General features: G+C 76.0%; 19 protein-coding genes and 3 pseudogenes. 18 read left to right on the plus strand and 4 right to left on the minus strand.

The annotated features are described in order from the left end of the window. Nucleotides 1-406 precede the first annotated feature (406 nt). The 14 genes from VM636_RS06095 to VM636_RS06160 all read left to right on the plus strand — a co-directional run bounded on the left by VM636_RS06095 (nucleotide 407) and on the right by VM636_RS06160 (nucleotide 20,609). The gene (locus VM636_RS06095) at nucleotides 407-577 is read left to right on the plus strand and encodes a thiazolylpeptide-type bacteriocin (protein ID WP_030421834.1); all 171 of its coding nucleotides are present in this window, start codon (nucleotides 407-409) and stop codon (nucleotides 575-577) included. A gap of 618 nt (nucleotides 578-1,195) precedes the next feature. Next, a complete protein-coding gene (locus VM636_RS06100) occupies nucleotides 1,196-3,145 on the plus strand; it encodes an AfsR/SARP family transcriptional regulator (RefSeq protein WP_051821469.1) in 1,950 nt (649 codons plus the stop codon). Between the two features lie 118 nt (nucleotides 3,146-3,263). After that, nucleotides 3,264-5,519 (plus strand): TOMM precursor leader peptide-binding protein, encoded by a 2,256-nt coding sequence (locus VM636_RS06105; protein ID WP_053913740.1) that lies wholly within the window; start codon nucleotides 3,264-3,266, stop codon nucleotides 5,517-5,519. Beyond that, the gene (locus VM636_RS06110) at nucleotides 5,509-7,500 is read left to right on the plus strand and encodes a TOMM precursor leader peptide-binding protein (protein WP_053913739.1); all 1,992 of its coding nucleotides are present in this window, start codon (nucleotides 5,509-5,511) and stop codon (nucleotides 7,498-7,500) included. Before VM636_RS06105 ends, VM636_RS06110 begins: the two co-directional genes overlap by 11 nt. An 83-nt stretch (nucleotides 7,501-7,583) precedes the next feature. Beyond that, nucleotides 7,584-9,209, plus strand: coding sequence for a nitroreductase family protein (locus VM636_RS06115; protein WP_053913738.1), 1,626 nt, complete (start codon nucleotides 7,584-7,586; stop codon nucleotides 9,207-9,209). 17 nt (nucleotides 9,210-9,226) lie between these two features. Beyond that, entirely contained in the window at nucleotides 9,227-12,079 is a 2,853-nt protein-coding gene (locus VM636_RS06120; protein WP_030421822.1) for a lantibiotic dehydratase, read from the plus strand. Continuing rightward, complete coding sequence (locus tag VM636_RS06125; protein ID WP_030421823.1) at nucleotides 12,067-13,194, plus strand: lantibiotic dehydratase C-terminal domain-containing protein; 1,128 nt, start codon at nucleotides 12,067-12,069, stop codon at nucleotides 13,192-13,194. The genes VM636_RS06120 and VM636_RS06125 overlap by 13 nt, the downstream gene beginning before the upstream one ends. Further along, nucleotides 13,191-14,438 (plus strand): M50 family metallopeptidase, encoded by a 1,248-nt coding sequence (locus tag VM636_RS06130; protein WP_234312697.1) that lies wholly within the window; start codon nucleotides 13,191-13,193, stop codon nucleotides 14,436-14,438. The genes VM636_RS06125 and VM636_RS06130 overlap by 4 nt, the downstream gene beginning before the upstream one ends. A 45-nt stretch (nucleotides 14,439-14,483) precedes the next feature. Next, complete coding sequence (locus VM636_RS06135; protein ID WP_030421825.1) at nucleotides 14,484-15,452, plus strand: ABC transporter ATP-binding protein; 969 nt, start codon at nucleotides 14,484-14,486, stop codon at nucleotides 15,450-15,452. Then, nucleotides 15,449-16,204 (plus strand): ABC transporter permease, encoded by a 756-nt coding sequence (locus VM636_RS06140; RefSeq protein ID WP_030421826.1) that lies wholly within the window; start codon nucleotides 15,449-15,451, stop codon nucleotides 16,202-16,204. The genes VM636_RS06135 and VM636_RS06140 overlap by 4 nt, the downstream gene beginning before the upstream one ends. A gap of 29 nt (nucleotides 16,205-16,233) precedes the next feature. Continuing rightward, on the plus strand, nucleotides 16,234-18,159 hold the full coding sequence (locus VM636_RS06145) for a TOMM precursor leader peptide-binding protein (protein ID WP_053913875.1): 1,926 nt from the start codon (nucleotides 16,234-16,236) through the stop codon (nucleotides 18,157-18,159). A 130-nt stretch (nucleotides 18,160-18,289) separates the two neighbouring features. Beyond that, nucleotides 18,290-19,636, plus strand: coding sequence for an amidohydrolase (locus VM636_RS06150; protein WP_078962662.1), 1,347 nt, complete (start codon nucleotides 18,290-18,292; stop codon nucleotides 19,634-19,636). Between the two features lie 223 nt (nucleotides 19,637-19,859). Continuing rightward, a complete protein-coding gene (locus VM636_RS06155; RefSeq protein WP_030421829.1) occupies nucleotides 19,860-20,282 on the plus strand; it encodes a hypothetical protein in 423 nt (140 codons plus the stop codon). Between the two features lie 111 nt (nucleotides 20,283-20,393). Next, complete coding sequence (locus tag VM636_RS06160; RefSeq protein WP_030421830.1) at nucleotides 20,394-20,609, plus strand: hypothetical protein; 216 nt, start codon at nucleotides 20,394-20,396, stop codon at nucleotides 20,607-20,609. Nucleotides 20,610-20,645: 36 nt separating this feature from the next. On the opposite strand, the gene VM636_RS06165 is transcribed toward VM636_RS06160, so the two are convergent. The 3 genes from VM636_RS06165 to VM636_RS06175 all read right to left on the minus strand — a co-directional run bounded on the left by VM636_RS06165 (nucleotide 20,646) and on the right by VM636_RS06175 (nucleotide 23,675). Continuing rightward, nucleotides 20,646-21,272 carry an NAD(P)-binding domain-containing protein gene (locus VM636_RS06165; protein ID WP_030421831.1) on the minus strand — a complete coding sequence of 209 codons (627 nt, stop codon included), beginning with the start codon at nucleotides 21,270-21,272 and terminating at the stop codon, nucleotides 20,646-20,648. Nucleotides 21,273-21,462: 190 nt separating this feature from the next. Further along, nucleotides 21,463-22,125: a phosphoribosyltransferase family protein gene (locus VM636_RS06170; RefSeq protein ID WP_053913737.1), complete on the minus strand. Its 663-nt coding sequence runs from the start codon at nucleotides 22,123-22,125 to the stop codon at nucleotides 21,463-21,465. A 77-nt stretch (nucleotides 22,126-22,202) separates the two neighbouring features. Continuing rightward, nucleotides 22,203-23,675, minus strand: coding sequence for a hypothetical protein (locus VM636_RS06175; protein ID WP_199825482.1), 1,473 nt, complete (start codon nucleotides 23,673-23,675; stop codon nucleotides 22,203-22,205). Nucleotides 23,676-23,777: 102 nt separating this feature from the next. On the opposite strand from VM636_RS06175, the pseudogene VM636_RS06180 reads away from it, so the two are divergent. The 4 genes and pseudogenes from VM636_RS06180 to VM636_RS06195 form a co-directional block, all read left to right on the plus strand. Further along, nucleotides 23,778-23,891: pseudogene (locus VM636_RS06180) on the plus strand (transposase); the annotation flags it as partial. 4 nt (nucleotides 23,892-23,895) lie between these two features. Further along, a pseudogene (locus tag VM636_RS06185) lies at nucleotides 23,896-24,600 on the plus strand (replication initiator); the annotation flags it as partial. Then, a complete protein-coding gene (locus tag VM636_RS06190; RefSeq protein ID WP_199809409.1) occupies nucleotides 24,600-24,824 on the plus strand; it encodes a helix-turn-helix domain-containing protein in 225 nt (74 codons plus the stop codon). The pseudogene VM636_RS06185 and the gene VM636_RS06190, both read left to right, overlap by 1 nt. Further along, nucleotides 24,824-25,567, plus strand: a pseudogene (locus tag VM636_RS06195) (site-specific integrase); the annotation flags it as partial. The gene VM636_RS06190 and the pseudogene VM636_RS06195, both read left to right, overlap by 1 nt. Here the strand turns inward: VM636_RS06195 and VM636_RS06200 are convergent. Further along, nucleotides 25,562-26,515 (minus strand): IS481 family transposase, encoded by a 954-nt coding sequence (locus VM636_RS06200; protein WP_338483739.1) that lies wholly within the window; start codon nucleotides 26,513-26,515, stop codon nucleotides 25,562-25,564. The pseudogene VM636_RS06195 and the gene VM636_RS06200 sit on opposite strands and share 6 nt — an antisense overlap. Nucleotides 26,516-26,559: the final 44 nt, after the last annotated feature.

Below are 26,559 nucleotides of genomic sequence, written 5' to 3' on the forward strand. Positions count from 1 at the left end.
CGCCCCGACGGCCCCCGTTCCGCCATCCGCCCCGGCGGCCCCCGCCACTCGCCGCCCTGACGTGACCCGCTGGTCCACGTACGCCCTCCGTTCCGGCCCGGTTCCCCTGGTCCGCCTCGCTCACCCGCTTCGCCCGCCTCGTCCACGGGTGCGGTGCGCCCATCGTCTCCCGGTGCCCCGATACCGGCCGGGGACACGCCGGAAGCACCCGGCCGGGACCCCCGCCCCGGCCCCGCCGACGCCGTCCGCCCCCGACCCCGCTGACAGCCCCCGTCAGCGGAATGCCAGCGGGATGCCAGCGGCAGGCATGCCGAACGGTGAGCGGGGGGCGCTGGAATGGGTCGCGTACCCCACCCCGGCGACGGCCGTCGGCCACGGCGGTCCGCCCGAACCCACGGGAGGCACCATGAACCAGGACCTGAGCACCCTCGCGGACGAGATCCTCGAGCTGGAGGCCGAGACCTTCGAGATCTCGGACTACTCGGACGCCAGCGAGGTCGTGCTGGCCGGCTGCACCAGCACCAGCTCCACCTCGACCTCCAGCTCCACCTGCAGCACCACCTCCTGCTCCGCCTGACCCGCACGAGGTGACGCGGCGCCCGGCCGGCGCCCCCTCCCCCTTCGGAGGCGGGCGCGGGCCGGGCGTTCGGCGTGCCCGGAAACGGCCGGCGGACACTCCCCAGGACACCCGGACACCCGGACACGCGGACACGCGGACACGCGGACGCCGTCCCGCCCCGGTCCGGGCACGGCCCCGCGCCCGGGCCGGCGTTCCGCGGGTGAACGCCCCGGCAACCCGGCGCGAACGCCGTACCGCCCCCGGTGCGCCGCCCTCGGGGCGCCCCCTCCCGCCTGGGCCGGGAGACAGGCCCGCCACCTGTAACGATGCTGACTTCAGGCGGATTTGACACGGTGTCAGTGGCCGGATTCCGTCGGTCAGGCATTTCACAATCCCCTCTTGACCCCCGATCTACGCCGGTAGACACTCACCACTGCCACAAGACCGAACGTTTTCGTGCGGAACGACTTCACACGTGCTCCGTCCGTCCCCTGTGCGCCCGTACACCGGGAGGACCGGGGTCCTGTGTGAGCCACCGCCCCCCACGAGGGGCGGCCTCGGCGGCAGGACACGGCTTCCCGGAGGGTGCCGTGGTGCGCCGGACCCGGCAGGTGTTCGACGTCTACGGGGGACCCGGTGCGTTTTCAGTTGCTCGGCCCGCTCAGCATCACCGACGGCCACGACGTGGCCGTCCTCCCGCCGGCCAAGCCCACCTCACTGCTCGCGGCGCTGCTGGTACGGCCCGGTGAGGTGGTCCCGGCGGACCGCCTGCGCAGGGCGGTGTGGGGTGAGGCCCAGCCGGCGGCGGCCAAGGCCGCGCTGCAGAGCTGCGTGCTGCGGCTGCGGCGGCTCTTCTCGAAGTACGGCGTGGAGGAACGGTCGGTGCTCGCGGTGGCCGGCGGCTACCGGCTCTCGGCCGACGGCGACACCCTCGACCTGCTGCACTTCCGCCGCCTGGTGTCCGAGGCGGCCGTCGCGGGCGACTCCGAACTCCCCCTGCTGCGCACGGCGCTGGGGCTGTGGCGGGGCCCGCTTCTCGCCAACGTGCCCTCGGAACTGCTGCACCGGGACGAGGTGCCCCGGCTGGTCGAGGAACGGCTGCGCGTCCTGGAGCGGGTCTGCGAGATCCAGTTGGCCCGGGGGCGGTCCCGGGAGGTCCTGGTGGACCTCTGGGAGGCCACCCGGACCCACCCCCAGCACGAGGGATTCGCCGCCCAGTTGATGCGGGCCCTCTACCGGGCGGGCCGTCAGCGGGAGGCGCTGGCCGAGTACGGGCGCATCCGCTCCCACCTGCGGGACGAACTCGGCGTCGACCCCGGCGCGGAACTGCGGGGGCTGGAACTGGCCATCCTGCGCGGCGAGGAACCCCACCGCCCGGCCGACGGGCCCGCGGCGCTCACCCGGCCCCGCCCGCCGCACGAGCCGCCCGCCGTCGACCGCGCCGGGACCACCGCCGCCGCCCGGGACGACGGGCCCGCACCCGGCCGGTGCGCCACGCTCGACCTCCCGCCCCCTTCCCCGCCCGCCGCCGCGCCCGCGCCCCCGCCCCCCGTCGGCCCGGAGCCGGCGCACCCGCCCCGACCGGCGCTGCCCCGCGTCCCCGGCTTCACCGGCCGCGCCCGCGAGAGCGCCGATCTCGTCGCCCGTCTGGACGGCGGACCGGCGGACGGGCGGAGCGACGCCGCGCCCGTCCTCGCGGTGATCTCCGGCGGCCCCGGCATGGGCAAGACGGCGCTGGCCCTGCACGCCGCCCGGCTGGCGGCCGACCGGTATCCGGGGGGCGGGGTGCTGGTGCCGCTGACCGGCCCCGACGGCCGCCCGCGCCGCGCCGAGGAGGCCGCGGCGGCCCTGCGCGCCGCGCTCCCCGGCGCCGGCCGCGGCCCGTGCCTGGTGATCCTCGACGACGTGGTCCACCCGGACCAGGTGCGCGGACTGCTCGACCTGACCGGGCGCGGTGCCGTCCTGGTCACCAGCCGGCTCGGACTGGCCGCGCTGGTCGCCACGCACGGAGCCGCGGTGCTGCGCCTGGGCGCGCTGCCGCCCCGGGACTCCCACGCGCTGTTCACCTCCGTCCTGGGCGCCGGGCGGGTCGCGGCCGAGGCCGCCGCCGCCCGCGCCCTCGCCGACACCTGCGGGCACGTGCCGCTGGCGCTGCGGATCGCCGCCGCCCGGCTGCTGACCCGGCCGAAGCTGCGCCTGGCGGACTACACGGCGTGGCTGCGCCGGGACCTGCCCGGCCGGCTCGCGCTGCCCGACGATCCGCGGATGTCCGTACCGCTGGCCCTGGACGGGGCGCTGGACCGGCTGCCCGGTCCGCTGGGCGAGGCGCATCTGCGGCTGGCGCGGCTCGGCGGACGGATCACCCCGGCGGGCGCGGCCGGCGCGCTCCGCGTTCCGGAGACCCGGGCCGAGGAAGTGCTCGAACGCCTCCTCGATGCCGGGCTCCTGGACGAGGAGCAACCCGCCGCGCTCCAGATGAACCCCCTGTTCCGCGCGCACGCGCTGCACCGGGCCGCCCGGACCGGCGGACTCCCGCCGGCCGTCGCCGTCCCGCAGCGGCGGGCGCTGCCGTCCGGAGCCACCTGACGGCCGCCGGGCGCGCCGTGGTCCGGCCCGGCCCCGCCGGCCCGCACCCGTGCCCACCTCGTTTCCCCCCGAACCACCCGAGTGGCCCCCAGGCCCCGACCCGGAGGTGTGACCCCGCATGCCCAGGACGCCGTACGAGGAGACCGCCGACACCCGGCCGCGGGTGCGCCGCGACGTGCTGTACACCGAGACGCCGACCGGCGTGGTCTTCCACAACGCCGACGGCGGCTTCCAGCTCAGCTCGCCGTCCGCCTACCGGTTCGCCACCCTGCTCGTCCCGCACCTGGACGGCGCCCGGACCGTGGCGGAGATCTGCCAGGGCTTCCGGGAGCCGCAGAAGGCGATGGTGGGCGGGCTGGTCAAGGCGCTCTACGCCCGCGGCTTCGCCCGCCCCGTACCCGGCCCGGCCGAGGCGAGACGCGGGGCCGCCCTCGACCCCGCGGTCACCGGGCGCTTCGCCCCGCAGATCGCCTACGTCGACCACTACGCCGACGACGCCGAGCGCCGCTTCGCCGCGTTCCGCGACACCCGCGTGGCGGTGCTCGGCGACGGGCCGGTCGCCCGCTGGTGCGCGCTGTCCCTGCTGCGCAACGGCTGCGCCCACGTCGGCGTGGACCGGGCCCTCGCCGAGAACCCGGCCGGGGAGGGCGAGTTCGCCCCCGTACGGGAGGAGGCCGAGGAACTGGCCGCGGCGGGCAGCCCGGCCGAGGTGGCGGTGCTGCCGGGCGCGGCGTCCGGCGGCGCGGGCGGCTGGGCCGCGTACGAGGGGTACGGCGTGGTGATCGCGGCGGGGGGCCACGACGCGTTCCGGACCACGCTCGCGCTGCTCGGGGAGGGCGTGCCGCGAGGGCGGCTCCTGCTGCCCGCCTGGACGTTCGGGCGCCGGGCGGTGGTCGGGCCGGTCGCCGCGCCCGGCGTCGCGGGCTGCCCGGCCTGCGCGGCGCTGCGGCTCGGCGCGAGCGGGGACCCGGCGGTCGCGGCGGAACTGTGGAGCGGACTGGCCCTCCGGGACTCCCCCGGACGGGTGCCGCGCGGGCCGCTGGCCGCGATGCTGGGCAACCTGCTCGGGTACGAGGTGTTCCGGCTGGTCACCGAGGCGTTGCCGGCGGAGACGCGGGGGCAGGTGCTGCTCCAGGACATGGCGTCCTTCGACGTCCAGGCGGAACGGCTGCTGCCGCACCCGCGCTGCCCGCACTGCCGGACGCCGGCCGCCGCCGTCGAGCCGGTGGACCTGGGCGAGGCTCCCGGGCGGCCCGCGTTCCGGCCGGTGGTGGCCGCCGCGCCGGACGACGGGGCGGCCGAGGGCCCCCTCGCCGACCTCGACGAGCGCGGGCTCGCGGTGCGGCCGTCGGTCGGCGTCTTCACCCGGTACGCGGACGAGCCGGTCACCCAGACCCCGCTGAAGGCGGGCGCCGTGGAGGTCCCGCTCGGCGCGGCCGGCACCCGGACCGTGGTCGCCTTCGACGTGCACCACACGGCGGGGGCCCGGCTGCGGGCGCTGGAGGCCGCCGCCGCGGTCTACGCCGAGCACGTGGTGCCCGCGGCGCCCGCGGCCGGTGACGAGGCGGTGCCCGCGGTGGCACCGGAGTCGCTGACCACGGCGGCCGGGGCCGGCGAGGGGCCGGTCGGCTCGTGGGCGGCGGCGGTGTCGCTGCTGACGAAGGAGCGGGCGCGGGTGCCGGCGGGCGCGGTCCGGCCCTTCGGTCCGGACAACGCGGACCGCCGGTTCGAGCCGACCCGGGCCGGGGCGGGCGCGGGCGCGGGGCTGCCGGGGGCGGCGGCGGCCGGGCTGCTGTCCGCGCTCGCCCACGACGCGCTGCTGCGGGCGGTGCGGGGCGCCGGGCGGACGGCGGTGCTGCCCCCCGCGCTCCTCGGTGACGATCCGGAGACGACCTTCCTGCTGCGGTCCGCCGGGCACCTGGGGCTGGACGTCGACCTGCTCGACCTCGGGGAGGCCGGGCACAGCGGCGTCTGCGTGGTGCTGGCCCGGACGCGGCCGGCGAAGGGGCGGGGCCGCTGGGCGGTGGGCGCCGCGCTGGAGCGTACGGCGGCGGCCGTGGACGCGCTGCGGGACCTGCTCGGGGAGGCGCAGCTCGCCGCGGAGGGCGTGCTGGGCGCCCCCGACACCGGCGACCCGCTCCTGGCCGACCTCGACCCGGCCCTGATACCGGTCACGGCCGGGGCCGCGCCGTCCCCGGACGGGGACTCCCCCGGGGGCCGGCCGCCGGTCGCGGGCTGGGCGGACGTGCTGGCCCGGCTGGCCGCCGCCGGCCGGGACGCCTTCGTGGTGCCGACGCACGCGGCCGACCTGCCCGCCGCCGGTCTGCACACCGTGCGGGTGCTGCTCACCAAGGCGGCCGGCGATGACCGCTGACCTCGTCGGCGCGCCGGCCGTCGGCGCGGAGCCCCGGGACGCGGCCTGCCGCCGCTTCGCGCGGGACCTGCGCCGCGCCCTGGCGGAGCTGGCGGGCGATCCGGAACGCCCGCTGCCCGAGGTCGCCGTGGCGGCGCTCGGCGTGCGGGACGCCTTCGCCGAGCCCCCGGTCGCGGACCGTTCGGCGCTCCCGGTGCATCTGTACGGACGGCACGCGCTGGTCGGCCCGTGGCCCGGCGGGACGGCTCCCGGCCAAGCCGCCGGGGAGCCCGGCCGTCAGGACGTCGGCGGACGTCCCGGCTGCGCCACCTGCCTGCGCAGGCGCTGGCAGGGCGTGCGCTCGGTCGGCCTGCGGGAGGGGCTCGAACTGCGGGGCGGCACACGGGAGTCGGGCCCCTGGCCCTACGGGGTGCCGTTCGCGGCGCAGGCCGTCGCCGCGCTGATCGCCCGCATCGGCGCCGGGCCCCGTACGGACACCGGGCCCTTCCCCGACGTGTGGCTGGTCGACCTCAACGACCTGACGGTACGTCACCACCCGCTGGTGCCCGAGCCGGACTGCCCCGGCTGCGGCACCCCGGAGCCCCTGACCGCCGCGTCGGCCGCGCTCGCCCTCGGCCCCGCGCCCAAGTACCGGCCCGGGGTGAGCCGGGTCCGGCCCCTGGACGCGTACGGCCTGCCGGTGGACGCCTTCGCCAACCCGCACTGGGGCGCGGTCGGCCCCTCGGTGGTGTGCGACGTGACCTCGCCGACCACCTCGGCCACGGTGGGCTGCTTCTCCAGCCGCTCCGGCGACTACCTGCGGGAGACGTTCTGGGGCGGGCACGCCGACAGCTACCACGACAGCACCCGGATCGGCGTCCTGGAGGGGCTGGAGCGCTTCGCCGGGATGCGCGCCCGGGGCCGCGAGGTCACCCTGACCGCCACGCTGGACGAGCTGGGGCCGGACGCCGTCGACCCGCGCGAGACCGGCCTGTACACCGACGCCTTCCACCGGGCCAACCCGTGGGTGCCGCCGTTCGCCCCGGACCGGCCGGTCCCCTGGGTGTGGGGGTGGTCGCTGCGCGACGCGCGCCCCCGCCCCGTACCCGAGGTCCTCGCCTATTACCACAAGCCGGGCATCGAGCACCGGTTCGTGCAGGAGAGCTCCAACGGCTGTGCCTCCGGCGGCAGCCTGGAGGAGGCCGTGCTCGGCGGGCTGATGGAGGTGGTGGAGCGGGACGCGTTCCTGCTCGCCTGGCACGGCCGGCAGCCGCTGCCGGAGATCGACCCGTCGAGCAGCGCCGACCCGCACACGCGGATCATGGTCGAGCGGATGGCCCTCTACGGGTACCGGGCCCGGTTCTTCGACACCCGGATCACCTTCCCCGTGCCGGTGGTCACCGGGGTCGCCGAGCGGTTCGACGGCGGGCCCGGCCGGATGTGCTTCGGCGCGGGGGCGGCACTCGACCCGGAGGCCGCGCTCGCCGCCGCCCTGTGCGAGATCGCCACCGACTCGGTGCAACTCCTCCAGCGCTTCGAGCGTGACGAGGCCGCGTACCGGGCCATGGCCGAGGACCACGAGAAGATCACCAGCCTGCACGACCACCCGCTGGTCTACGCCGTGCCCGAGATGGGCCGTCACGCGGACTTCCTGCTCCGCCCCGCCGCGCCGCCCGGCACCAGGAGCGTGGCCGACCTGCGCTGGGCGAAGGCCGACGGCTCCGGACCGGACGTACGGGACGACCTGCTCGCCGCGGCCGGCGCCGTGATCTCCGCCGGGTTCGACGTGGTCGTCGTCGACCAGACCGCGCCCGAGCAGCGCGCCCTCGGCCTGCACACCGTGAAGGTGCTGGTGCCGGGGCTGCTCCCGCTCGACTTCGGCTGGACCCGGCAGCGCGCCCGGCACCTGCCCCGCACCCGCACCGCGCTGCGCGAGGCGGGGCTGCGGCCGGACGACCTGACCGAGTCCGGTCTCCACCCCGGCCCGCACCCCTTCCCGTGACCGGCCGCCCGTACGCACCCGGCGCGAACGCGCCCGGGGACCACCGCACCGAGGAACCGAGGAACCGAGGAAAGGGGGAGCCCATGGGGTACGCCCATGAGTACGCGCACGCCGTGCTGCACCGCGGCCGCGTCCCGATGGAACCCACCGACCACGTCGTGAACTGGGCCGACGGCCCGCGCAAGGGCAAGTTCTACCCGGACGCCGAGGCGTTCGCCCTGCCCGGCACCGAGGACCTGCCCGACGTCCCGGTCGCCCCGGGCCTGCTGCCGGGCACCGGGCCGGCGGAACCGGACGGCGAGGGGGCCGGGTTCGGGCTGCCGCTGCTGTCGGCGATGCTCCGGGACTCCTACGGCCTGACCGGGCGCCGGCTCGGCGTGCAGGCCAACACCGACCTCGCCGGACTGCCGTTCTACCCGCACGCCAACTGGTCGCGCGGCACGGCGGGCGGCGGCGGCCTCTACCCGGTCACCGTGCACTGGGCGTCGGGCCCCTCCGGCCCGCTCACCCCGGGGCTGCACCACTACGACGTCCAACGGCACGCCCTGCAACGGCTCCTCGTCGGCGACGTCACCGGCCTGGTCCGCGACGCGCTCGGCCCGGACGCGCCCGCCGACGCCCTCGACACCGACCAGTACCTGATCCTCGGCGTCAAGTACTGGCAGAACTCCTTCAAGTACAACAGCTTCTCCTTCCACGTGGTCTGCACGGACGTCGGCACGCTGGTGCAGACGTGGCGGATCTGGGGCGCCGCGCGGGGTCTGCGGATCGCGCCGGTGCTCTGGTTCGACGAGCCCCGCCTGAACCGGCTGCTGGGCGTGCCGGGCGAGCAGGAGGCGGTGTTCGCGGTGGTACCGCTGCGCTGGGAGCGGCGCGGGCGGGCCGAGGCGCCCGCGGTCCCGGCCACCCGGCCCGGCCCGGACCCCCGGGTGCTCCACCGGGACGCCGAACGCTCACGGGTCCTGCGGGACTTCGACGCGCTGAGCGCGATGCACGCCGCGACCCTGGAGGGCGCCGCCGAGCGGCCCGCCCCCGGCGCGCCGGCCGCCGCGGCGGCTCTCCCCGACGACGGCACCGGGGTCCGCGTGGCCCTGCCCACACCGGCCTTCCCGGAGACCGGCCTGCGCCGCACGCTGCGCGAACGCCGGTCCAGCTTCGGCCGGTTCGACGCCCGCCGGCAGGTCGGCACCCAACCGCTGTCGGCGGTGCTCGCGGCCTGCGCCCGGACCCGGCTGGCGGGCGACACCGACCCGGCCGGCGCGGTGCGCCTCGCCCGGATGTACGTCTTCGTCAACCACGTCGAGGGCGTGGAGCAGGGCGCGTACGCCTACGACCCCGACCGGGGCGACCTGCGTCTGGTCGCCGCCGGGGCGCAGGGCACGTTCCTCCAGGAGAACTACTTCCTGGCCAACTACAACCTGGAGCAGGCCGGGGCGGTCCTGGTGCCCACCGTGCGGACCACGGCCGTGCTGGACGCCCTGGGCGACCGCGGCTACCGGCTCGCCGTGGGCACCGCCGGGGCCGTCGCCCAGAGCTTCTACCTGGCGGCGGCCGCCGTGGGGCTGGGCGCCGGGGTGGCGCTCGGCTTCGACAACGTCTCGTACGTCGAACGGCTCGCCCTGGACGGCGGCGACGAGGCCCCGCTGCTCGTGATGGCCCTCGGCCACGAACGGCCGGCGCCCGCCGACTTCCGCCACGAGATCGCCTGACGGCCGAGGGGACACCGATGACCACCACAGACTCCGCCCCCGCGGACACGCCCGCCCGCGCCGACGACGCCCGCTGGGAGGTCGGCCGGCGGTTCCTGCTGCGCGCGGCCGGGCTGCCCGTCGAGGCCGTGCACCCCCTGCGCCGCCCCCGCGCCCGCCGCTGGGCCGACGCCGTCCTGGACGAGGAGGAGCGGCTGCGGGCCGCCGGAGCGGACCTCAGCGACCTGCTGCACTCCCTCGTCAGGTCGACCACCGGCCGCGACGAGGACCGGGACGGCGCCGCCGCCCGCCGCGGACTGCTCGCGCTGCGGCGGCAGGTCTTCAACAACCGGCTCCCGGCCGACCCGGAGGCCGCCGCCCGCCTCGTGGCCGGGCGGGACCCGGAGGCCGGCCGGCGCACCGCCGAGTGGCTGCGCGACCGGGCCCGGCTGGAGGAACTGCGGGCCGAGGGCGCCGCGCTGATGGCAGACGAACTGCGGGAGAGCAGGCGGGCGTTGCGGAAGGTGCTGGCCGACGACCGGCTGCGCCACGGGCTGCTGCTCGCCTCCCCCGCGCTGGACGGGCGGCTCGACGCCTACCTGCGCGACACCGCCGACCGCCCGGCCAACCGGCTGCGCAAGATCGAGCGTTCGGCGCTCACGTACCTGTACCGCACGGCCCTGAAGACCAGCCCCTTCAGCACCTTCACCGGCATCGGGCTCGGCACCTTCGCGGGCGCGGCGTCCGACGGCCCGGCCGCGCTCGACGCCGGAGAGCGGTGGGTGAGCCGGGTGCGGCTCAACGTGGTGGCGCTGGCCCGGCTGACCGAGCTGATCACCGCCGACCCGGAGTTGCGCCGGGACCTGCCGGTGGTGCTCTCCCCGGGCTGGGGCCGCGACGCCGACCGCATCCGCTACGTGCGGCACGTGACGACCGCGGGCGACGACCGGGCCGCCGTCACCTTCGACGCGGTCCGCGACCGGCTGTTCTTCCTGCGCAGCAGCGGCACCCTGGAACGGCTCCTCGACTGGCTCGGCGGGCACCGGACGCCGGTGCGCCACCGGGAACTGGTCGACTGGCTGGAGGCCGAGCACGACGCCGGGCGCGAGGCGTGCGAGCGGTACGCGTCCGCCCTGCTGGACCTCGGCATGGTGCAGGTGCCGGTGCTCCGCCCGGACGTGCACGACCGCGACCCGCTCGACGCCTACCGGTCGGCGCTGCGCACGCTCGGCGCCGACTGGGCCGACCGGCTCGCCGCGCTGCTGGACGGCCCCGCCGGCTGCCTCGCCCGCTACCCGCGGGCCGGGGTCGCCGAGCGGCGCGCGCTGCTGAGCACCCTGCGCGCCCGGCTCCTGGACGCGCAGCGCGAGGTGGGCGCCCGGGAACCGACGCTGCCGCAGACCCTGGTGTACGAGGACGTCAGCGTGGGCGAGGACCTGGTGTGCGGTCCCGGCGTGCTGGGCGGGGAGACGGGCCGGGCGCTGCGGGCGGTCGAGGGCGTCCTGCCGCTGTTCGACCTGACCCTGCCGCAGCGGATCACCCTGCTCGGCTTCTTCCTCGCCCGCTACGGCCGCGGCGGGCGGTGCGAGGACCTGCTGGGCCTCGTCCACGACTTCCACGAGGACTTCTTCGACCAGTACGTGTCGTTCACCGCCAAGCGGGGCTCCTTCGCCGAGGACGGCTCCTACCTGCCGGAGGAGAACTGGCTCGGCCAGGAGGAGATGCGCACCCTCGACCGGGCCCGCCGCCGCTTCCACGGCGGTATGCGCGCCCTGTGGGAGGAGGCGGCCGGCCGCGGCAGCGAGGAGATCGAGCTGCCGGCGGCGCTGCTCTCCGGTACGGCCGGCGAACTCGCCCCGCTCACCGGGCACTTCGTACCGCAGAGCCACCACATCCAGCTCTCCCGCCCGCCCGGTGACCGGCCCCTGGTCGTGCTCAACAAGTCCTACGGCGGGGTGGCCTTCCCCTTCAGCCGCTTCACCCACCTCTACGACGCCCCGGCCCCGTCCGGGGACGGGGATGGGGACGGGGCCGGGGACGCGGTGCCGCCGGGCCTCTCCGAGGCGCTGCGCGGGGAACTGGCCGCCCGCTGCCCCGAGGGCGCCGTGCTCGCGGAGGTCACCGGCGGCCCGGTCAGCAGCAACCTCAACCTGCACGGGCGGCTCACCGGCCACCAGATCGTCTGCCCCGGCGAGACCAGCACCGTGCCCGAGGAGGCGCAGATCCACCTCGACGACCTGTACGTCGAGCACGACGAGCGGGCCGGCCGCCTGGTGCTGCGCTCCCGGCGCCTGGACCGCGAGGTCGTGCCGGTCTACCTCGGCTACCTCGTGCCGATCGCGCTCCCGGAGATCCCCCGCACCCTGCTCCTGCTCTCGCCCTCCACCATGGCTCCCCTGGACGTGTGGGCCGGGGTCCCCGAGGGCGCCTCCCGGGACGGCGTCACCCACCGCCCCCGGGTACGGCACGGCGACGTCGTCGTGAGCAGGCGGAGCTGGACGGCCGACGCAGAGGCCCTGCCGGCCGGACCGCCCGGCGCCGGCGAGGCGGAGCAGTACCTGGGCCTGCGGCGCTGGCAGCGCGCCCACGGCCTGCCCGACCGCTGCTTCGCCACCGTCTCCCGGCCCGGCCGGGGGCCGGCCGGCGCCAAGCCCGTCCACGTCGACTTCGACAGCCCGCTCTCCCTGTCCGTCCTCGACGCGCTGGTGGAACGCGAGCCGGGCAACCGGGTGACCTTCCGCGAGATGCTCCCCGCCGAGGACGGACTCCACCTCACCTCACCCCACGGCCGGCACGTCGCCGAACTCGCCGTCGAGACCTACACCGACCGTCAACTCCCCGCTCCCGCACCGCAGTCCGTCCCGGAGGTCGCCCCGTCATGCCCGAACTGACCGAGCCCGCCGCCTTCCGGCCCGCCCCGGGCACGACCGCCTCGCCCTGGCTGGCCCTGCACGTCTTCTACGCCGCCAACCCCCAGCCCCTGCTGGTAAACTGCGTGCGCCCGCTGGTCGACCGGCTCACCGAGGACGGCCTGCTGTCCGGCTACTTCTTCATCAATTACTGGCTGGAGGGCCCGCACGTAAGGCTCCGCCTGCGCCCGAGCGGCCCCGACGCCGAGGCCGAGGTGCGCCGCCGCGCCGAGGACGCCATCGGCTCCTTCCTCACCACCCGCCCCGCCCTCTACGAGGTCGACTCGGGTTTCCTCAAGGACTTCTACAACGCCCTGTTCGACATCGAGTTCCCCGGCGAGGACCGGGACGCCTACATGGGCGCGGACGGCCGCATGAACCTCAGACCCAACAACTCCTTCTCCCACGAGGTCTACGCACCCGAGTACGCCAAGTACGGCGGGCCGGCCGGCGTGGACCTCGCCGAATGGCACTTCCGGCACTCCAGCGACCTGGTCCTGGAGGCGTACCGGAGCATGAACCTGCACCTGCGCACGGTGCTGCTCGGCACCTCCGCCCAGCTCATGATGGTGATGGCGAGCTGCTTCCTGCCCGAGGAGGACCGGCTCGCCGACTACCTGGACTCCTACTACGCCTTCTGGCACCGGCTCTTCCCGGGCACCGGCTTCATCGGCTCCACCGAGTACGAGAAGACCTACGAGAGGATGGCGCCCTCCCTCGGCGCGCGCTTCGCCCGGCTGCGGGAGGCGGTGGCGAGCGGCGACCTGTCCCGGCTGCCCGCCTTCCTGCGCCGCTGGGCCGAACACTGTCTCGAACTCCGGGAACGGGTGGCCGACTTGACCGAGCGGGGCGAACTGGCCTTCCCCGCCTGGGAGGGGCCCGCCCGCGAGGACAGCGGACAGCAGCGGACCGAGGACGCCGACGCGGCCCCGCTGGTCACCGTCACCCACCTGCCGGCGGTGCTGCCCCGCCTGCTCTCGCCGTACATGCACATGACCAACAACCGGCTGCACGTGACGATCCGGGACGAGGCGTACCTCGCCTTCGTCCTCGGCCGTGTGCTGCGCGAGCCGGTCGCCGGACGGAACGCCTCATGAGCACCGCCGGCCACACCGACCCCGACCACGCGCCCACCCCGGCGCCCGCCCCCGACGGCGCCCCCGCCCCGGCGACCGGCCCGGACCCCGCGCCCCGGCCCGCCGACGGCCCCTCCGCCGACCGCCCCGACGGCCGTTCCGCCGGCCGTTCCGCCGCGCTGCGTGCCTACCGGCCCGCCCTGCGCCCCGGGGTGCTCATCGGCCCGGCCCTGCTGCGCGGACCGCGCACCGTGCACCTCATCAAGCACCCGGTGAGCGGCGCCGCCTTCGAGGTCGGCCCCAAGGAGCACTTCGTCATCAGCCGCCTCGACGGCAGCCGCACCCTGGACGACGTCGTGACCGCGTACGCGGACCGGTTCCGCCGCCGGCTGCCCGAGGAGCAGTGGACCCGGCTGCTCGGACTGCTCGGCACCCGGGGCCTGCTCGCCGGCTCCCCCGACCCGGCCCCGCCCGAGCGGACCCCGGCCCCCGCCAACACCTTCTGGAAGGGCAGCCGCCGCACCGTCGCCGACGCGCACGCCACCGCGGGGCGCCTGCACCGGCTGCTGCGCCCGCTGCTCCACCGGTGGGTCCAGCTCCCCCTGCTGGCGGCCGTCCTGGTGATGACCGGCGCCGTCCTCGCCGATCCGCCGGCGCTGCTCGACGGCACCCGGGAACTGCTCGGCCGGCCGCTCGCGCTGGTGCCGTTCGCCGTGTTCCTCTGGATCAGCGTCTGCCTGCACGAACTCGCCCACGGCGTCGCCGCCCGGCACTACGGCGGCAAGGTCACCGAAATCGGGCTGCGCTGGCGCTTCCCGGCGCTCATGATGTACTGCACGGTCGACAACTACCTGTTCCTGCCCGGCCGCCGGGCCAAACTGGTGGTCGCCGCCGCGGGCGCCCACGCCAACCTGCTGCTCCTGCTCCCCTTCGGGGCGTGGTGGGCGCTGCTGGACCCGGCCGACCCCGTCCGGCCGCTCCTGACCGGCATGCTCTTCGTCGGCATCGTCCAGGCCCTCAGCAACCTGGTGCCACTGCCGCCGCTGGACGGCTACCGCATCCTCGGCCACACCCTCGACACCGCCAACCTCGCCCCCGAGACCCGCACCTACCTCGCGCTGCGCCGGCGCGGACGCGACGCCGTATCCGCCTACCCGCCGCGCGCCCGCCGCCTCTACACGTCCTACGCCGTCACCGCCGCCGCCCTCGTGCTGCTCGCCGCGGCCGGCTCCGTCACCGCCGTCGTCCTGCTCGTCCTGCACTGACGCCCCGAACCCGAAAGACCACGCGACCATGAATGAGGTACCCGTATGAGCTCCACCTCCCCCACCGCCGGGGCCGCGTCCGAACCGGCCGTGTCCGTCACCGGCGTGACGAAGAGTTACGGCGGCCGGCGGGCCGTCGACGGGGTGTCCCTGGACGTCCGGCGCGGCGAGTTCTTCGGGCTGCTCGGCCCGAACGGCGCCGGCAAGTCCACCCTGGTGGAGATCATGGAGGGGCTGCGGCAGGCCGACTCCGGCGAGGTCGCCGTCCTCGGCGAGTCCCCCTGGCCGCGCAACACCGGCCTGCTGCCCCGGATGGGCGTGCAGACCCAGTCCTCGGCGTTCTTCGTGCGGCAGACCGTCCACGAGCACCTGCGCACGGTGGCCGCCCTGTTCGGCGCCGACCGCGCCGCCGTCGACTCCACCCTGGAGGCGGTGGGGCTCGGCGACCGGCACGGCGTCCGGGTCGACAGCCTCTCCGGCGGCCAGCGGCAGCGGCTCGCCATCGCCTCCGCGCTGGTCCACGGACCCGAGCTGATCTTCCTCGACGAGCCGACCGCGGCGCTCGACCCGGCCGGACGCCGCGATCTGTGGGAGGTGCTGCGCGGCCTGAAGGCGCGCGGCCGGACCATCGTCTACACCACGCACCACCTGGACGAGGCCGAGGCACTCTGCGACCGCGTCGGCATCCTGGTCTCCGGCCGCCTCGTCGTCACCGACGAACCACAGCGCCTGATCGGCACCTTCGGCGCCGGCAGCCGCCTGCTGGTCCCGCTCGGCCGCATCGACGAGGAACGGGCCGCCGCGCTGCCCGGCGTGGACGCCGTCAGCGTCCAGGGCGGGCACCTCGTCCTGGAGACCCGCGCCACCGGCCGCGTCCTCGCCGCCCTCGACCCCCTCACCGGCCTGGACGGGGTGCAGACCCGCACCCCGAGCCTGGAGGACGTCTACCTCGACATCACCACCCGGCCGACCGGCACCCCCCTCGCCCCGAACCACCAGGAGCAGCAGGCATGAGCGCCTACACCGCGCTGACCGGGGCGGGCTACCGCGCCCAGGTCCGCGACAAGACCACCGTCTTCTTCACCTTCGCCTTCCCGCTGATCTTCCTCGTCGTCTTCGGCCTCGTCTTCCGCGGCCGGGACGTCGAGGAGAGCGGCTTCTCCTACCTCTCCTACACCGCCGCGGGCGTGCTCTCCTGGGGCGTGGCCAACGCCGCCGTCTTCGGCATCGGCTTCACCCTGATGCAGTGGCGCGCGGACGACATCCTGCGCATGATCCGCATGTCGCCGGCCCCGCTGTCCTCCGTCATCGGCTCCCGCTACGTCCTCGCGCTGGGCGTGGGCCTGGTCCAGTCGGTGCTGTTCGTCGGGGTGGCGATGCTGCCCGGCTTCGATCTGGTGCCGGACTCCCGGTGGCCGCTGCTGATCCCCGTGCTCGCCCTCGGCATCACCACCTTCCTGCTGCTCGGCGTGGTCATCGGCAGCATCGCCGACACCCCCGAGTCGGTCGCCGCCATCGCCAACTTCCTGATGCTGCCGATGGCGTTCCTGTCCGGGTCGTTCTTCCCGCTGGACGCCATGCCGGACTGGCTCCAGAAGATCTCCCTGGTGCTGCCGCTGCGCTACCTGAACGACGCGGTCTCGGCCGCCCTCGTCGGCCGCGGCGACCTCTCCGACGTCGGCGTGGGCTGCCTCGGGCTGGTCGTGTTCGCCGTGGTCTTCGGCGCGCTCGCGGCGCGCCTCTTCCGCTGGACGAAGACCTCATGACCACCGCGGCCCGCACGCCCGCGCATCCGATGCGGGAGGCCCGCGACGCGGTCGCGGCGTACCTGGAGGACCGCTTCGGCAGCGGCGCCCCGCGCGTCGTGCCGGTGGGCGCGGTCGGCGCCGGCGGCGCGGACACCGGCGCCCCCGATCCCTGGGCGGCGGACCGGCCGACGGCGCTGGTGCACGTCAGCGCCTCGGCGGTACTGCTCGGCCCCTGGGGCGGCGACGGCACCGCCCCCGCCTGCGGGCGCTGCCTCGCCCTGCGCTGGCAGCGCCTGCGCAGCCGCAGCGAGCGCAACGCCCTGGAGACCGCCGGCCCCGACGGCCCCCGCCCCGCCGGGGCCTGGCCGGTGCCGGCCGCCCACGTCCTGGACGGCGTGGCCGCGCTGTGCGAGGCGCTGCTGCGCGGGCCCCGCCCGGTGCCGCCCGCCGAACTGGCCGCCGACCGGGCACTGCCGCAGGTGACCCGGCTGGACCTGGCCACGCTGGGGGTGCGCACCTACCCGCTGCTCGCCGACCCGCTCTGCCCGGACTGCGGTCCCCAGGCCGGTCCCCGGGCGGCGCACGAGGTCCCGCCCCTGTCCCTCGCCACCCGCCCGAAACCGGACCCCGGCACCTACCGGGTGCGCTCCGCCTTCGCCCACCCGCTGCCCACCGACGCCCTCGCCAACCCGGTCTGCGGGGCCCTCGGCGCGGGCACCTGGACCGACGTGACGTCCTCCACCACCGCGCCGGTGGCGGGCAGCGCCTTCGTCCGGGGGTACGCGGGGCTCCACGACGTGACCTGGAGCGGGCAGGAGAACTCCTTCGCCACCAGCCGCCGGCTGGCCTTCCTGGAGGGCCTGGAGCGGTACGCGGGCACCCGCCGCCGCGTCGGGCACGCGCCGGTCGTCGGCTCGTACGAGGAGTTGCGGGCCGACGCCGTCGACCCGGCCGAGTGCGGCCTGTACGCGGCCGGGACCTACCGGGACGACCCGCTCGTCGACCCCTTCGACCCGGCCCGGCCCCTGCCCTGGGACTGGGGCTGGTCGCTGCGCGACGAACGCCCGGTACTGGTGCCGTCGCGGCTGGTCTACTACAGCATGCCGACGGCCGGGGACAACTTCGTCTTCGAGTGCTCCAACGGCTGCGCCATCGGCGGCTGTCTGGAGGAGGCGGTCCTCGGCGGGCTGCTCGAACTGATCGAGCGCGACGCCTTCCTCAACGGATGGTACGCGGCGGCCCGCCTGCCCCGCGTCGACCTGGCGACCGTCGGCGGCACCACCGCCGCCGCGATGGCCGAACGCGCCGCCCTCCAGGGCTACGACGTGCACGCCTTCGACAACCGCATCGACCTGGCGGTGCCCGCCGTCACCGTGGTCGGCGTCCGCCGCGACGGCGGTCCGGGCACGCTGTCCTTCGCCGCCGCGGCCTCCCTGGACCCGCGCTCGGCGATCGAGGGCGCCCTGTCCGAAGTCCTCAGCTACATCCCGCACCTGGCCCGGCAGACCGGTGAACGCCGGGCCGAACTGGAGGCCATGGCCGACGACTTCACCCTGGTGCGGCACCTGAAGGACCACCCGCAGCTCTACGGGCTCCCCCGCATGTCCGCCTACGCCCGCGCCTACCTGGAGCCGGCTGAGACACGGTCGTTCGACGAGACGTACGGCGACTGGGAGCGCGGGCGCCGGCCCCGCACCGGCGACCTGCGCGACGACGTCGCCCTGGTCGTGGACGAGTTGGTGCGCGCCGGACACGACGTCATCGTCGTCGACCAGACCTCGCCCGAGCAGGAGCGGATGGGCCTGCGCACGGTCGGCACGGTGGTGCCCGGACTGCTGCCGATCGACTTCGGCTGGAACCGGCAGCGGGCCCCGCTGATGCCCCGGCTGCGCACCGCGCTGCGGCGCGGCGGGCACCGGGACGACGACCTCACCGACGCGGAGGTCCACCGGGCCCCCCACCCGTTCCCGTGAGGGCGCCGGCGTACGCACCGCGTTCGGACCGTACGTCCGCCGGCGCCACCGTGTGGGGCCGCCGTGCCCGTGTGCCCCTTCCGGGCCTCCCCGCGGGGGAGGCCCGGCCCGTCCTCTCCCCGGAGCGCCCATGAGCCACCCGCCCGAGCCCGCCCCGGACCGCGCGGCGCACCTCCTCGCCCGCACCGGCGAGGTCCTGCGCCCGGCCCTCGACCTCTACCTGGACCTGCACGCGCACCCCGAGCCGTCCGGCCGGGAGGCCCGCACCGCCGACCGCTTCGGACGGCGGCTCGCGGCGGCCGGCTGCGAGGTCACCCACGGCGTGGGCGGCCACGGCGTCGTCGGCGTGCTCCGCAACGGCGCCGGACCCGCCGTCTGGCTCCGCGCCGAACTCGACGCCCTCCCGCTGCGCGAACGCACCGGCCTGCCCTACGCCAGCCGCACCGACGCCATGCACGCCTGCGGCCACGACCTCCACCTGGCCGCCGCCGCGGGCGCCGCCGGCCTGCTCGCCCGGCTCTCCGGCCGGTGGCGCGGCACCCTCGTCGTGGTGGGCCAGCCCGCCGAGGAGACGCTGGCCGGGGCCGAGGCGATGCTGCGCGACGGGCTCTACGCACGCTTCCCCGCCCCCGCCGTCGTCCTCGCCCAGCACGCCGCCCCGCTCCCCGCCGGCACCGTCGCCCACGCGTCCGAGGGGACGCCGATGGCGGCGGCCGGCGCGGTGCTCGACATCGTCCTGCACGGCCGGGGCGGGCACGCCGCCACCCCGCACCTCGCGGTGGACCCGGTCCTCGCCGCGGCCTCCCTCGTCACCCGGCTGCACGCCGCCGTGGCCCGGGAGAGCGCCCCCGCCGACCGCGTGACCCTGACCGTCGGCACCCTGCACGCCGGCACCGCCGCCAACGTCGTCCCCGACCGCGCGGACCTCGGCGTCGCCGTCCGCGCCGCGACCGAGACGGGCCTCGACCGGGCGCTGGACACCCTGCGCCGGGTCGTCCGCGCCGAGGGCGCCGCCTCCGGTGCCCCCGAGGAGCCCGAGGTGGAGGTCGTCTCCCGCGCGGCGGCCCTGTGGTGCGACCCGCACACCACCGACGCGCTGCGCCGGGCCCACGCCGCGCTGCTCGGCCCGGGGCGGGTCCTTCCCTGGCCCGGCTCCATGGCCACGGAGGACTTCCCCCTCTTCGGCGACGCCGGTACGCCGGTGCACGGCCGCGGCGGGATCCCGCTCGCCTACTGGATGCTGGGCGTGGCGGACCCGGCCCCGGGCGCCGTGCCCCACCCGAACCACTCCCCCTTCTTCGCCCCGCACCTCGCCGGTGCCCTGCGCCCGGCCGTCGCGGCCCTGGCGGCGGCGGCCCTCGACCGGCTGGGGCCGGGACCGGAGAAGGGGGCGCGGGACGGTGCCGGACCGGACGGAGCGGCGCGGGGCGGACACGCGCCGGGCGGGGCGGCCCCGGCGGTCGCCGGGCCCGGGTGAGCCGGTCCCCGGGCCCGGCCCCCGCGGGGTGTGCCCGCGGCGCCGCGTCGTGGCGCGGTACGGACTTCGGCGGCGCCGGGCGGGCACGGGGCCGCCGCCGGGCCGGGGGCCGGGCAGTCCGGGGGCCGGGGGCCGGGCGGGCGAGGTCGGGCCGGGCGGGGCCGGGCCGGGCCGGGGGACCGGTTTCGCGGCCCTTGTCGGTGGCGGCTGAGAGGGTGCTCCTATGCCTCCTTGGGACCTTCTCGCCATCGACCGTGCCCTGCGGGCCGGTTGGGCCGCCGACACCTGCTCGCCGGACGACGCCGAGCGCGCCCCCTGGCAGCCGGACAATCCGGCCTGGGGCCAGTGCGACATCACGGCGCTCGTCGTGCACGACGTCTTCGGCGGCGACCTCGTCGTCGGCGAGGTGTACCTCGGTGCGGAACGGCACGGCCACCACTGGTGGAACCGGCTGCCCTCCGGGGTGGAACTCGACCTGACCCGCGAGCAGTTCCGGGACGGTCAGACCGTCGACGCGCCCCGCCTCGTGCGCCGCCCGCCGGGACCTCCCGCCCGGCGCCGGGCGGAGTACCTCCTCCTGCGCGAACGCGTCGCCGCCCGCCTCGGTCACCTCCCCGCGGAGAACGCGGGCGGCGCGGCGGGGTGAGGGGGCGGGCCGGGTGACCGGTTGGGCCGTTCGGACCCGCGCGGTCGCCGGGGCCGCCCGCCTGCCCTCGGATGGAGGGAAACCCCCCTCCACGCAGGAAGCGAGTCAGTGGTGATCGTCAAGAAGCTGCACGAGTCCGGCATCCGCTCCGAGCACGCCTATGCCGCCGCGTTCGTGTCCATCGGCCTGTCCGTCCTGTCCTGGGGCGCCTCGCGCGGCGTCGAGAAGAAGGGCGAGGAGCGGGCGGACCGCTGGGGCATCTTCGTCGGGGAATGGGCGCCGACCTTCTTCGGCCTCGGACTGGCGCTGTCCACGTACGAGAAGTAGCCGGATGCCGGTCCGCGGACCGCCCCTCGCCGCGGGTCAGGCGGTCCGCAGCCGCGCGTCCAGTTCCTCGGCGTCCAGCTCCGCCGTGTACACGTCGCTGCCGGGCTGGTGCTTGCGCCCGCCCGCGTCCAGCCGGCCGGCGTCCACCGCGTCGAAGCCGATGTCCTGGATCAGGGTCGCCACGACGGCCTTGGCCTCCTCGTCGTCGCCGGAGACCGGGATGGCGATGCGCTCCGGGTCGCCGGGGGGCCGGCCGTGGTCGCGCAGGTTCTCCCAGTAGATCGCGTTGAACGCCTTCACCACGTCCCCGCCGGTCGCCGCGCGCACCTTCTCGCTGGAGGTGGTGGAGCCGGTGTCCAGTTCGGGGTCGTGCCCGTCGCGCTGCGGGTAGTAGTTGCAGGTGTCGACGAGGATCTTGTCGCGGAGTCCGGTGTGCGGGAGTTCGTCGACGCGCCCGTAGGGGATGGAGACGACCACCACCTCGCCGAAGCGGGCCGCGTCCTCGGCGGTCGACGCCTCCACGGGCCCGTCCATGCCCGCGACGAGGCCGGAGAGGGTGTCCGGGCCGCGCGAGTTGGCGAGCCGCACCTCGTGGCCGTTGCCGGCGAAGCGCCGGGCGAGGGTGGAGCCGATCCGGCCCGCCCCGATGATCCCTATCCGCATGCCGTCACTCCGTTCCGTCGTCCGTACGGGGGTCCATGGTCGGTCCGCGGCCGTCCGCGGACGCTGTGCCGCCGGCCCGCCGGCCAGTCCGCCGGCCTCTCTGTGGCCGGGCAGGGCGCTGGGCGTCGCCGCCGCACACGGGCCCGGGTAGCCCGGTGGGCGACGCGGCAAACAACACGCCGGTACGCCCTCACCGTTCCCCGGCCGGGGGCTGGCGGGCGTCCAGCAGGGCGATGACCTCCTCGTCGGTGACCTGCGCGAAGTCGTCGTACCAGAGGCCGACCGCGCCGAAGTCCGGCGGCTGGGAGAGGCAGAGGACGTCGTCGGCCTCCCGGCGCAGCGCGGCGACGGCCTCGGGGGCGCCGACGGGCACGGCGAGGATCAGCCGGGCGGGCGCCCGGCGGCGCAGGTGGCGCAGGGCGGCACGGGCGGTGACGCCGGTGGCGAGGCCGTCGTCGACCAGGACGACGGTGCGGTCCCGCACGTCGGGGGCGGGCCGGCCGCCCCGGTAGCGCAGGGCGCGGCGGCCGAGTTCCGCCCGTTCGCGGGCCACGTCCGCCGCGAGGTCGGCCTCGTCGAGGCCGAGCCGTCCCAGGGTCCGCCGGTCGAAGAGCGGCGGGTCGTCCCCGGCGATCGCGCCGATCCCCGCCTCGGGCCGGCCGGGGACACCGATCTTGCGGACGACAAGCACGTCGAGGGGCGCGTCGAGCGCGCGGGCGACCTCGGCGGCGACGGGCACGCCGCCCCGGGGCAGGGCGAGGACGACGGGGCGCGGCAGGGCGCCGCCGGGCGCCGTTTCCACGAGCCGGCGGGCGAGTTCGCGGCCGGCCGCGCGGCGATGGGGGAATCGCATGGCTGCCTCCACTCCCTGGCCGGGGTTTCCTCCCCGCGGCCGGTGAAACGGCGGGGGCGCGGTGCGGCGGGCGGGGCTCAGCCGATCCGCTTCACCCGGTTCCGCAGCCAGAACGGCCGGCTTCCCCGCGCCGTCGGGAAACGGCGCAGGTCACGCCGGTACTCGCGGACGGACGGCGGCTGCCGCCACCCGGGCGCGTCGTACTCCTGCCAGGAGGCGGTGCGCCACGGGTGCTCGGGGGAGTACGAGTACGCGGTCGGATCGATCTTCTCGACGCTGACGACGAGGACGTGGGCGACGCCGTTCTCGGCGGTGTAGCTCGCCTCGCGCCACCTCCGCAGGGCGGGCAGCCCGGCGAACCCTGGCAGGTCGACCGGCACCCCGGACGCCCCCTCTCCCTCGCTCTCCTCCCCCGGTTCCGCGTCGGTGTCCGCCTCGGGGTCCTCCGTTGCGGGCGGGTCCCAGCCGCGGGCCCACCGGTCCCGGGGGTCGACCCGCACCTGCGCCTCCTCGTACCGCCCGGCGGCCCGGTACTCCAGGAGCAGCAGCCGCCATTCCCGGGGGGCCGCCGCCACGGCAGCGCCGGCGATCTCCTCCCGCAGCCGGTCCATCTCCCCTTCGGCCAGGGGCCGTTCGTACCGTCGCCCCTTGGCGATCCGGCGCCGGGTCGGTGGCCGGGAGCGGGGCCCGAAGCTGCTGCTGTACCGCATCTCGATCAGCACCCTGCCGAGGAACGCCCAGCCGAGGGTGCTGTTGTAGTAGTAGAGGCGGACCAGCAGGAAGTCGAAGTCGAAGGTGACGTCGGTGTCGGTGCGGCGGTAGGAGACGGGGGTGTGGTCGCCGAGCCAGGCGCCGAGGGAGTTGTCGGGGCCGAGCCCGGAGGCGATCAGCCGCTGCACCAGGCTCTCGACGACGAGGACGCCGACGAACCAGACGGCGCACGCGGCGATCGTCACCGGCCAGGCGAGCCATCCCGGCAGCAGCCCGGAGACCCGGTCGTGCAGATGCTCCGGCACCCAGGCGACGGCGGTCTCGGCGACCTGCGGCAGGGTGCCGGCGTACCCGGCGAGCACCACCAGGACGACCCTGTCGACCAGATGGCGCAGGACGCCGAACACGGTGAAGCGGAAACCCCGGTCGGGCCGGAACCCCGCCATGCTCCGAGCGCACAGCGCGCCGAACGCCAGCACCTGCCCGACGGCGGCGATCAGCGCGACCCGGCCGTGAAACCCGGGCTCCTCCTGGAAGTTGGCGGAGACGAGAAAGCCGGAGAAGCCGAACAGGCCCGCCTGGACGATCCAGACGACCACGATCCCCAGCCGCCCGGCGAACGCGACGAACCCGGACCGCGGTACGCCACGCCCCTCCGGCGGCCTCAGCACCGGCCGGTTCAACAGGGAGAACACGGTGGTGAGTACGGCGATGGCCACCGACAGCCCGGTCCTCGCCCGCCCCTGCACATCGGCGAACGCCGAGAAGAGGTACAGCCCGATCAGACCGACCAGGCAGACGACCTGTGCCGCCCGCAGCCCTCGCCCCCCGGAAGCCACCACCCCAGGCTAGAAGCCCCTCCCCCACCGCCCCAGCCCCCGCCTTCCCCCCACCACACCATCTCCCCAACCGGACCACTCCCGCCCGACCGGCGCGCGTCGGTCCACGTGGCCCTGGCCGTCACCGTCGAGGGCCGGCGCGACATCCTCGGGCTGTGGGCCGGCGACGGCGGTGAGGCCGCCAAGCACTGGATGCACATCCTCACCGAGATCAAGAAGCCTCGACGGCCCGGACGGCACCAGCCAGCCCCCACCGCCGTATGCCACCGTCGCCATGCTCGCTGACGCCATCCGGGCCGCCGCCCTTCGTGTCCGAGTGGCCGTCGTGTCGGATGCGATCGGGGAACGCGAACTCACCTGGGGCGAACAGCTCGACATGCGCGAGATCGCCGCCTACGTGGCCAAGTACGCCACCAAGTCCGCCGACGCCTCCGGCACCCTCGACCGTGCCCTGTTCTGCCGCCCCTGCCAGGGACGCGGCGCCACCCTCCTGCCCCACGGGACCCCGCTCCCGTGCACCGCATGCGACGGCACCGGGCAGGCCCGGCTGTTGCCCCGGCTCGCCGTCGCCCGCCACGTGCGGCAGATGATCCGCACCTGCTGGGAGCTGGGGCGCCTGCCCGAATTCGCCGAACTCAAACTCTGGAAGTGGGCGCACATGCTCGGCTTCCGCGGCCACTTCTCCACCAAGTCCCGCTCCTACTCGACCACCCTCGGCGCGCTGCGCGACGCCCGCCGCGTCTGGCGCACCGGACAGGCCCGCACCCACTCCGGCCTGCCCGAACTCGACCCGACGACCACCCTCGTCGTCGGCCACTGGGCCTACCTCGGCACCGGCTACAGCCCCGGCGCCGCCCTCCTGGCCGCTGCCGTCTGGCACCGCAGAGAACTGGCACGCCAGTCCGCGTTCGAAGGGGGCTGCTGATGACCACGCACGCGCCCGCCGCGCCCCACCAGGCGCTGAGTACGCCGGAGGAGCTGCTGACGGTTCCCCAGGTCATGGCCCGCCTCCAGCTCGGCCGCTCCGCCGTCTACGACCTGCTCCGCACCCGCCAGCTCGCCTCGATCACCCTCGGCCGAGCCCGCCGCATCCCCACCCACGCCCTGACCGACTTCATCCGCACCCGCCTCGAACAGGACGCCGCCTGATGACCTCGCCCCGAGACACCAGCCCCTCCCGCCGCGTGCGCGCCAACGGCGATGGGACCGTCTACCAGCGCAAGGACGGCCGCTGGGAAGCCGCCGGATACGTCCTCGCCCCCGGCAACACCCGCAAGCGCATCCGCGTCTACGGCACCACCCGCAAAGACGCCCTGGCCAAGCTCACCGAGAAGATCGCCGCCAGCAACCGTGGCCTCCCCATCCCCTCCGCGCAGGGCAGCGTGGCCGCGTACCTGACCTATTGGCTGGAGAACGTCGCCGTCCACCACCTCCGCGAGAACACCCACACCCGCTACACCACCTGCGTCAACCGCTACCTCATCCCCGGCCTCGGCAAGAAGAAGCTCACCAAGCTCACCGCCAAGGACATCCGCACCTGGCTCAACCAGCTCCGCACCACCTGCCAGTGCTGCACGCGCGGCATCGACGTCCGGCGCGACCAGCCCCGCTGCTGCGCCGTCGGCCAGTGCTGCCGCAAACTGCTCTCCCCGCTGACGCTGACCTACATCCACTCCGTGCTCAAGTCCGCCTTGGAGCACGCCGTCCGCGAGGAGGAGATCCCGCGCAACGTCGCCCGTAACGTCCGCACCGGCACCCCACGCCCCCGCCGCTTCGAACCCCTCACCGCCGACGAAGCCCGCCAGCTCCTCACCACCACACACGGTCACCGGTTGCACGCGCTGTTCGAACTCGCCCTCCACACCGGACTCCGCAAGGGCGAACTCCTAGGTGTATTGCCCTGTGAGGTTGGGGACGCGGCTGGCGGGTGGTTGGCCGTTGAGTGCGGTGTGTCCGCGGTGGTGATTGTAGGTGTGCAGCCACCGCGGGAACGCTTCGCGGCGCTCGGCTTCGGACCGGTAGGGGCGGGCGTAGGCCCATTCGTCGAGCAGGGTGCGGTTGAAGCGTTCGACCTTGCCGTTGGTCTGCGGGCGGTAGGGCCGGGTGCGTTTGTGGGTGATCCCGGCCGCGGTGAGCACGTCGCGCCAGTCGCGTGAGCGGTAGCAGGAGCCGTTGTCGGTCAGCACGCGCTCGACGGTGATCCCGCACTCGCTGAAGAAGGCGTGGGCACGGGTCCAGAAGCCGGTGGCGGTCTCCTTCTTCTCGTCGGTGTGGATCTCGCTGTAGGCGAGGCGGGAGCGGTCGTCGACGGCGGTGTGCAGGTAGCTGTAGCCGACGTTCTTGCGGTTCCTGCGGCCCGCTTGCCGGCCCAGCATCTTGTGGCCACCGCCGTCGGGGATGTTGCCCAGCTTCTTGATGTCCACGTGCACCAGCTCGCCGGGCCGCTCGCGTTCGTAGCGGCGGATGACCCGGCCGGTGGCCCGGTCCAGGTGGGTGAGGCGGGCCAGGCCGAAGCGGGTCAGTACCCGGTGCACGGTCGAGGGCACCAGACGCAGCAGGTGGGCGATGCGGGCCGGTCCCCACCGGCGCAGGAGACGGACCTTGATGATCCGGCGTTCGGTGCGGGTCGGGGTGCGGCGCGGGCTTGCGTGCGGGCGGGAGGAGCGGTCGGACATGCCGGCCTCGCCGAACTGCCGGTAGCGCCCGGCCCAGCGCTGGGCGGTGGTCGGCGAGACCTGGAAGCGCTCGGCGGCCCGGCGCAGGGGCCAGCCGTCCTCGACCACGCAGCGAGCCAGGCGCAGCCGTCCGGTCTCGGTCAGGGGTGCATTACGGTGGGGCACGAGGGCCTTTCGGTCAGGTGTAGACGTCGCAATCCACACCGAAC

Source organism: Streptomyces sp. SCSIO 75703 (assembly GCF_036607905.1).
GTDB lineage: Bacteria > Actinomycetota > Actinomycetes > Streptomycetales > Streptomycetaceae > Streptomyces.

Coding starts and splice junctions, on each gene's coding strand:
- VM636_RS06095 (WP_030421834.1), top strand. CDS start 407: ATGAACCAGGACCTGAGCACCCTCGCGGACGAGATCCTCGAGCTGGAG.
- VM636_RS06105 (WP_053913740.1), top strand. CDS start 3,264: ATGCCCAGGACGCCGTACGAGGAGACCGCCGACACCCGGCCGCGGGTG.
- VM636_RS06110 (WP_053913739.1), top strand. CDS start 5,509: ATGACCGCTGACCTCGTCGGCGCGCCGGCCGTCGGCGCGGAGCCCCGG.
- VM636_RS06115 (WP_053913738.1), top strand. CDS start 7,584: ATGGGGTACGCCCATGAGTACGCGCACGCCGTGCTGCACCGCGGCCGC.
- VM636_RS06120 (WP_030421822.1), top strand. CDS start 9,227: ATGACCACCACAGACTCCGCCCCCGCGGACACGCCCGCCCGCGCCGAC.
- VM636_RS06125 (WP_030421823.1), top strand. CDS start 12,067: ATGCCCGAACTGACCGAGCCCGCCGCCTTCCGGCCCGCCCCGGGCACG.
- VM636_RS06130 (WP_234312697.1), top strand. CDS start 13,191: ATGAGCACCGCCGGCCACACCGACCCCGACCACGCGCCCACCCCGGCG.
- VM636_RS06135 (WP_030421825.1), top strand. CDS start 14,484: ATGAGCTCCACCTCCCCCACCGCCGGGGCCGCGTCCGAACCGGCCGTG.
- VM636_RS06140 (WP_030421826.1), top strand. CDS start 15,449: ATGAGCGCCTACACCGCGCTGACCGGGGCGGGCTACCGCGCCCAGGTC.
- VM636_RS06145 (WP_053913875.1), top strand. CDS start 16,234: ATGCGGGAGGCCCGCGACGCGGTCGCGGCGTACCTGGAGGACCGCTTC.
- VM636_RS06150 (WP_078962662.1), top strand. CDS start 18,290: ATGAGCCACCCGCCCGAGCCCGCCCCGGACCGCGCGGCGCACCTCCTC.
- VM636_RS06155 (WP_030421829.1), top strand. CDS start 19,860: ATGCCTCCTTGGGACCTTCTCGCCATCGACCGTGCCCTGCGGGCCGGT.
- VM636_RS06165 (WP_030421831.1), bottom strand. CDS start 21,272: ATGCGGATAGGGATCATCGGGGCGGGCCGGATCGGCTCCACCCTCGCC.
- VM636_RS06170 (WP_053913737.1), bottom strand. CDS start 22,125: ATGCGATTCCCCCATCGCCGCGCGGCCGGCCGCGAACTCGCCCGCCGG.
- VM636_RS06190 (WP_199809409.1), top strand. CDS start 24,600: ATGACCACGCACGCGCCCGCCGCGCCCCACCAGGCGCTGAGTACGCCG.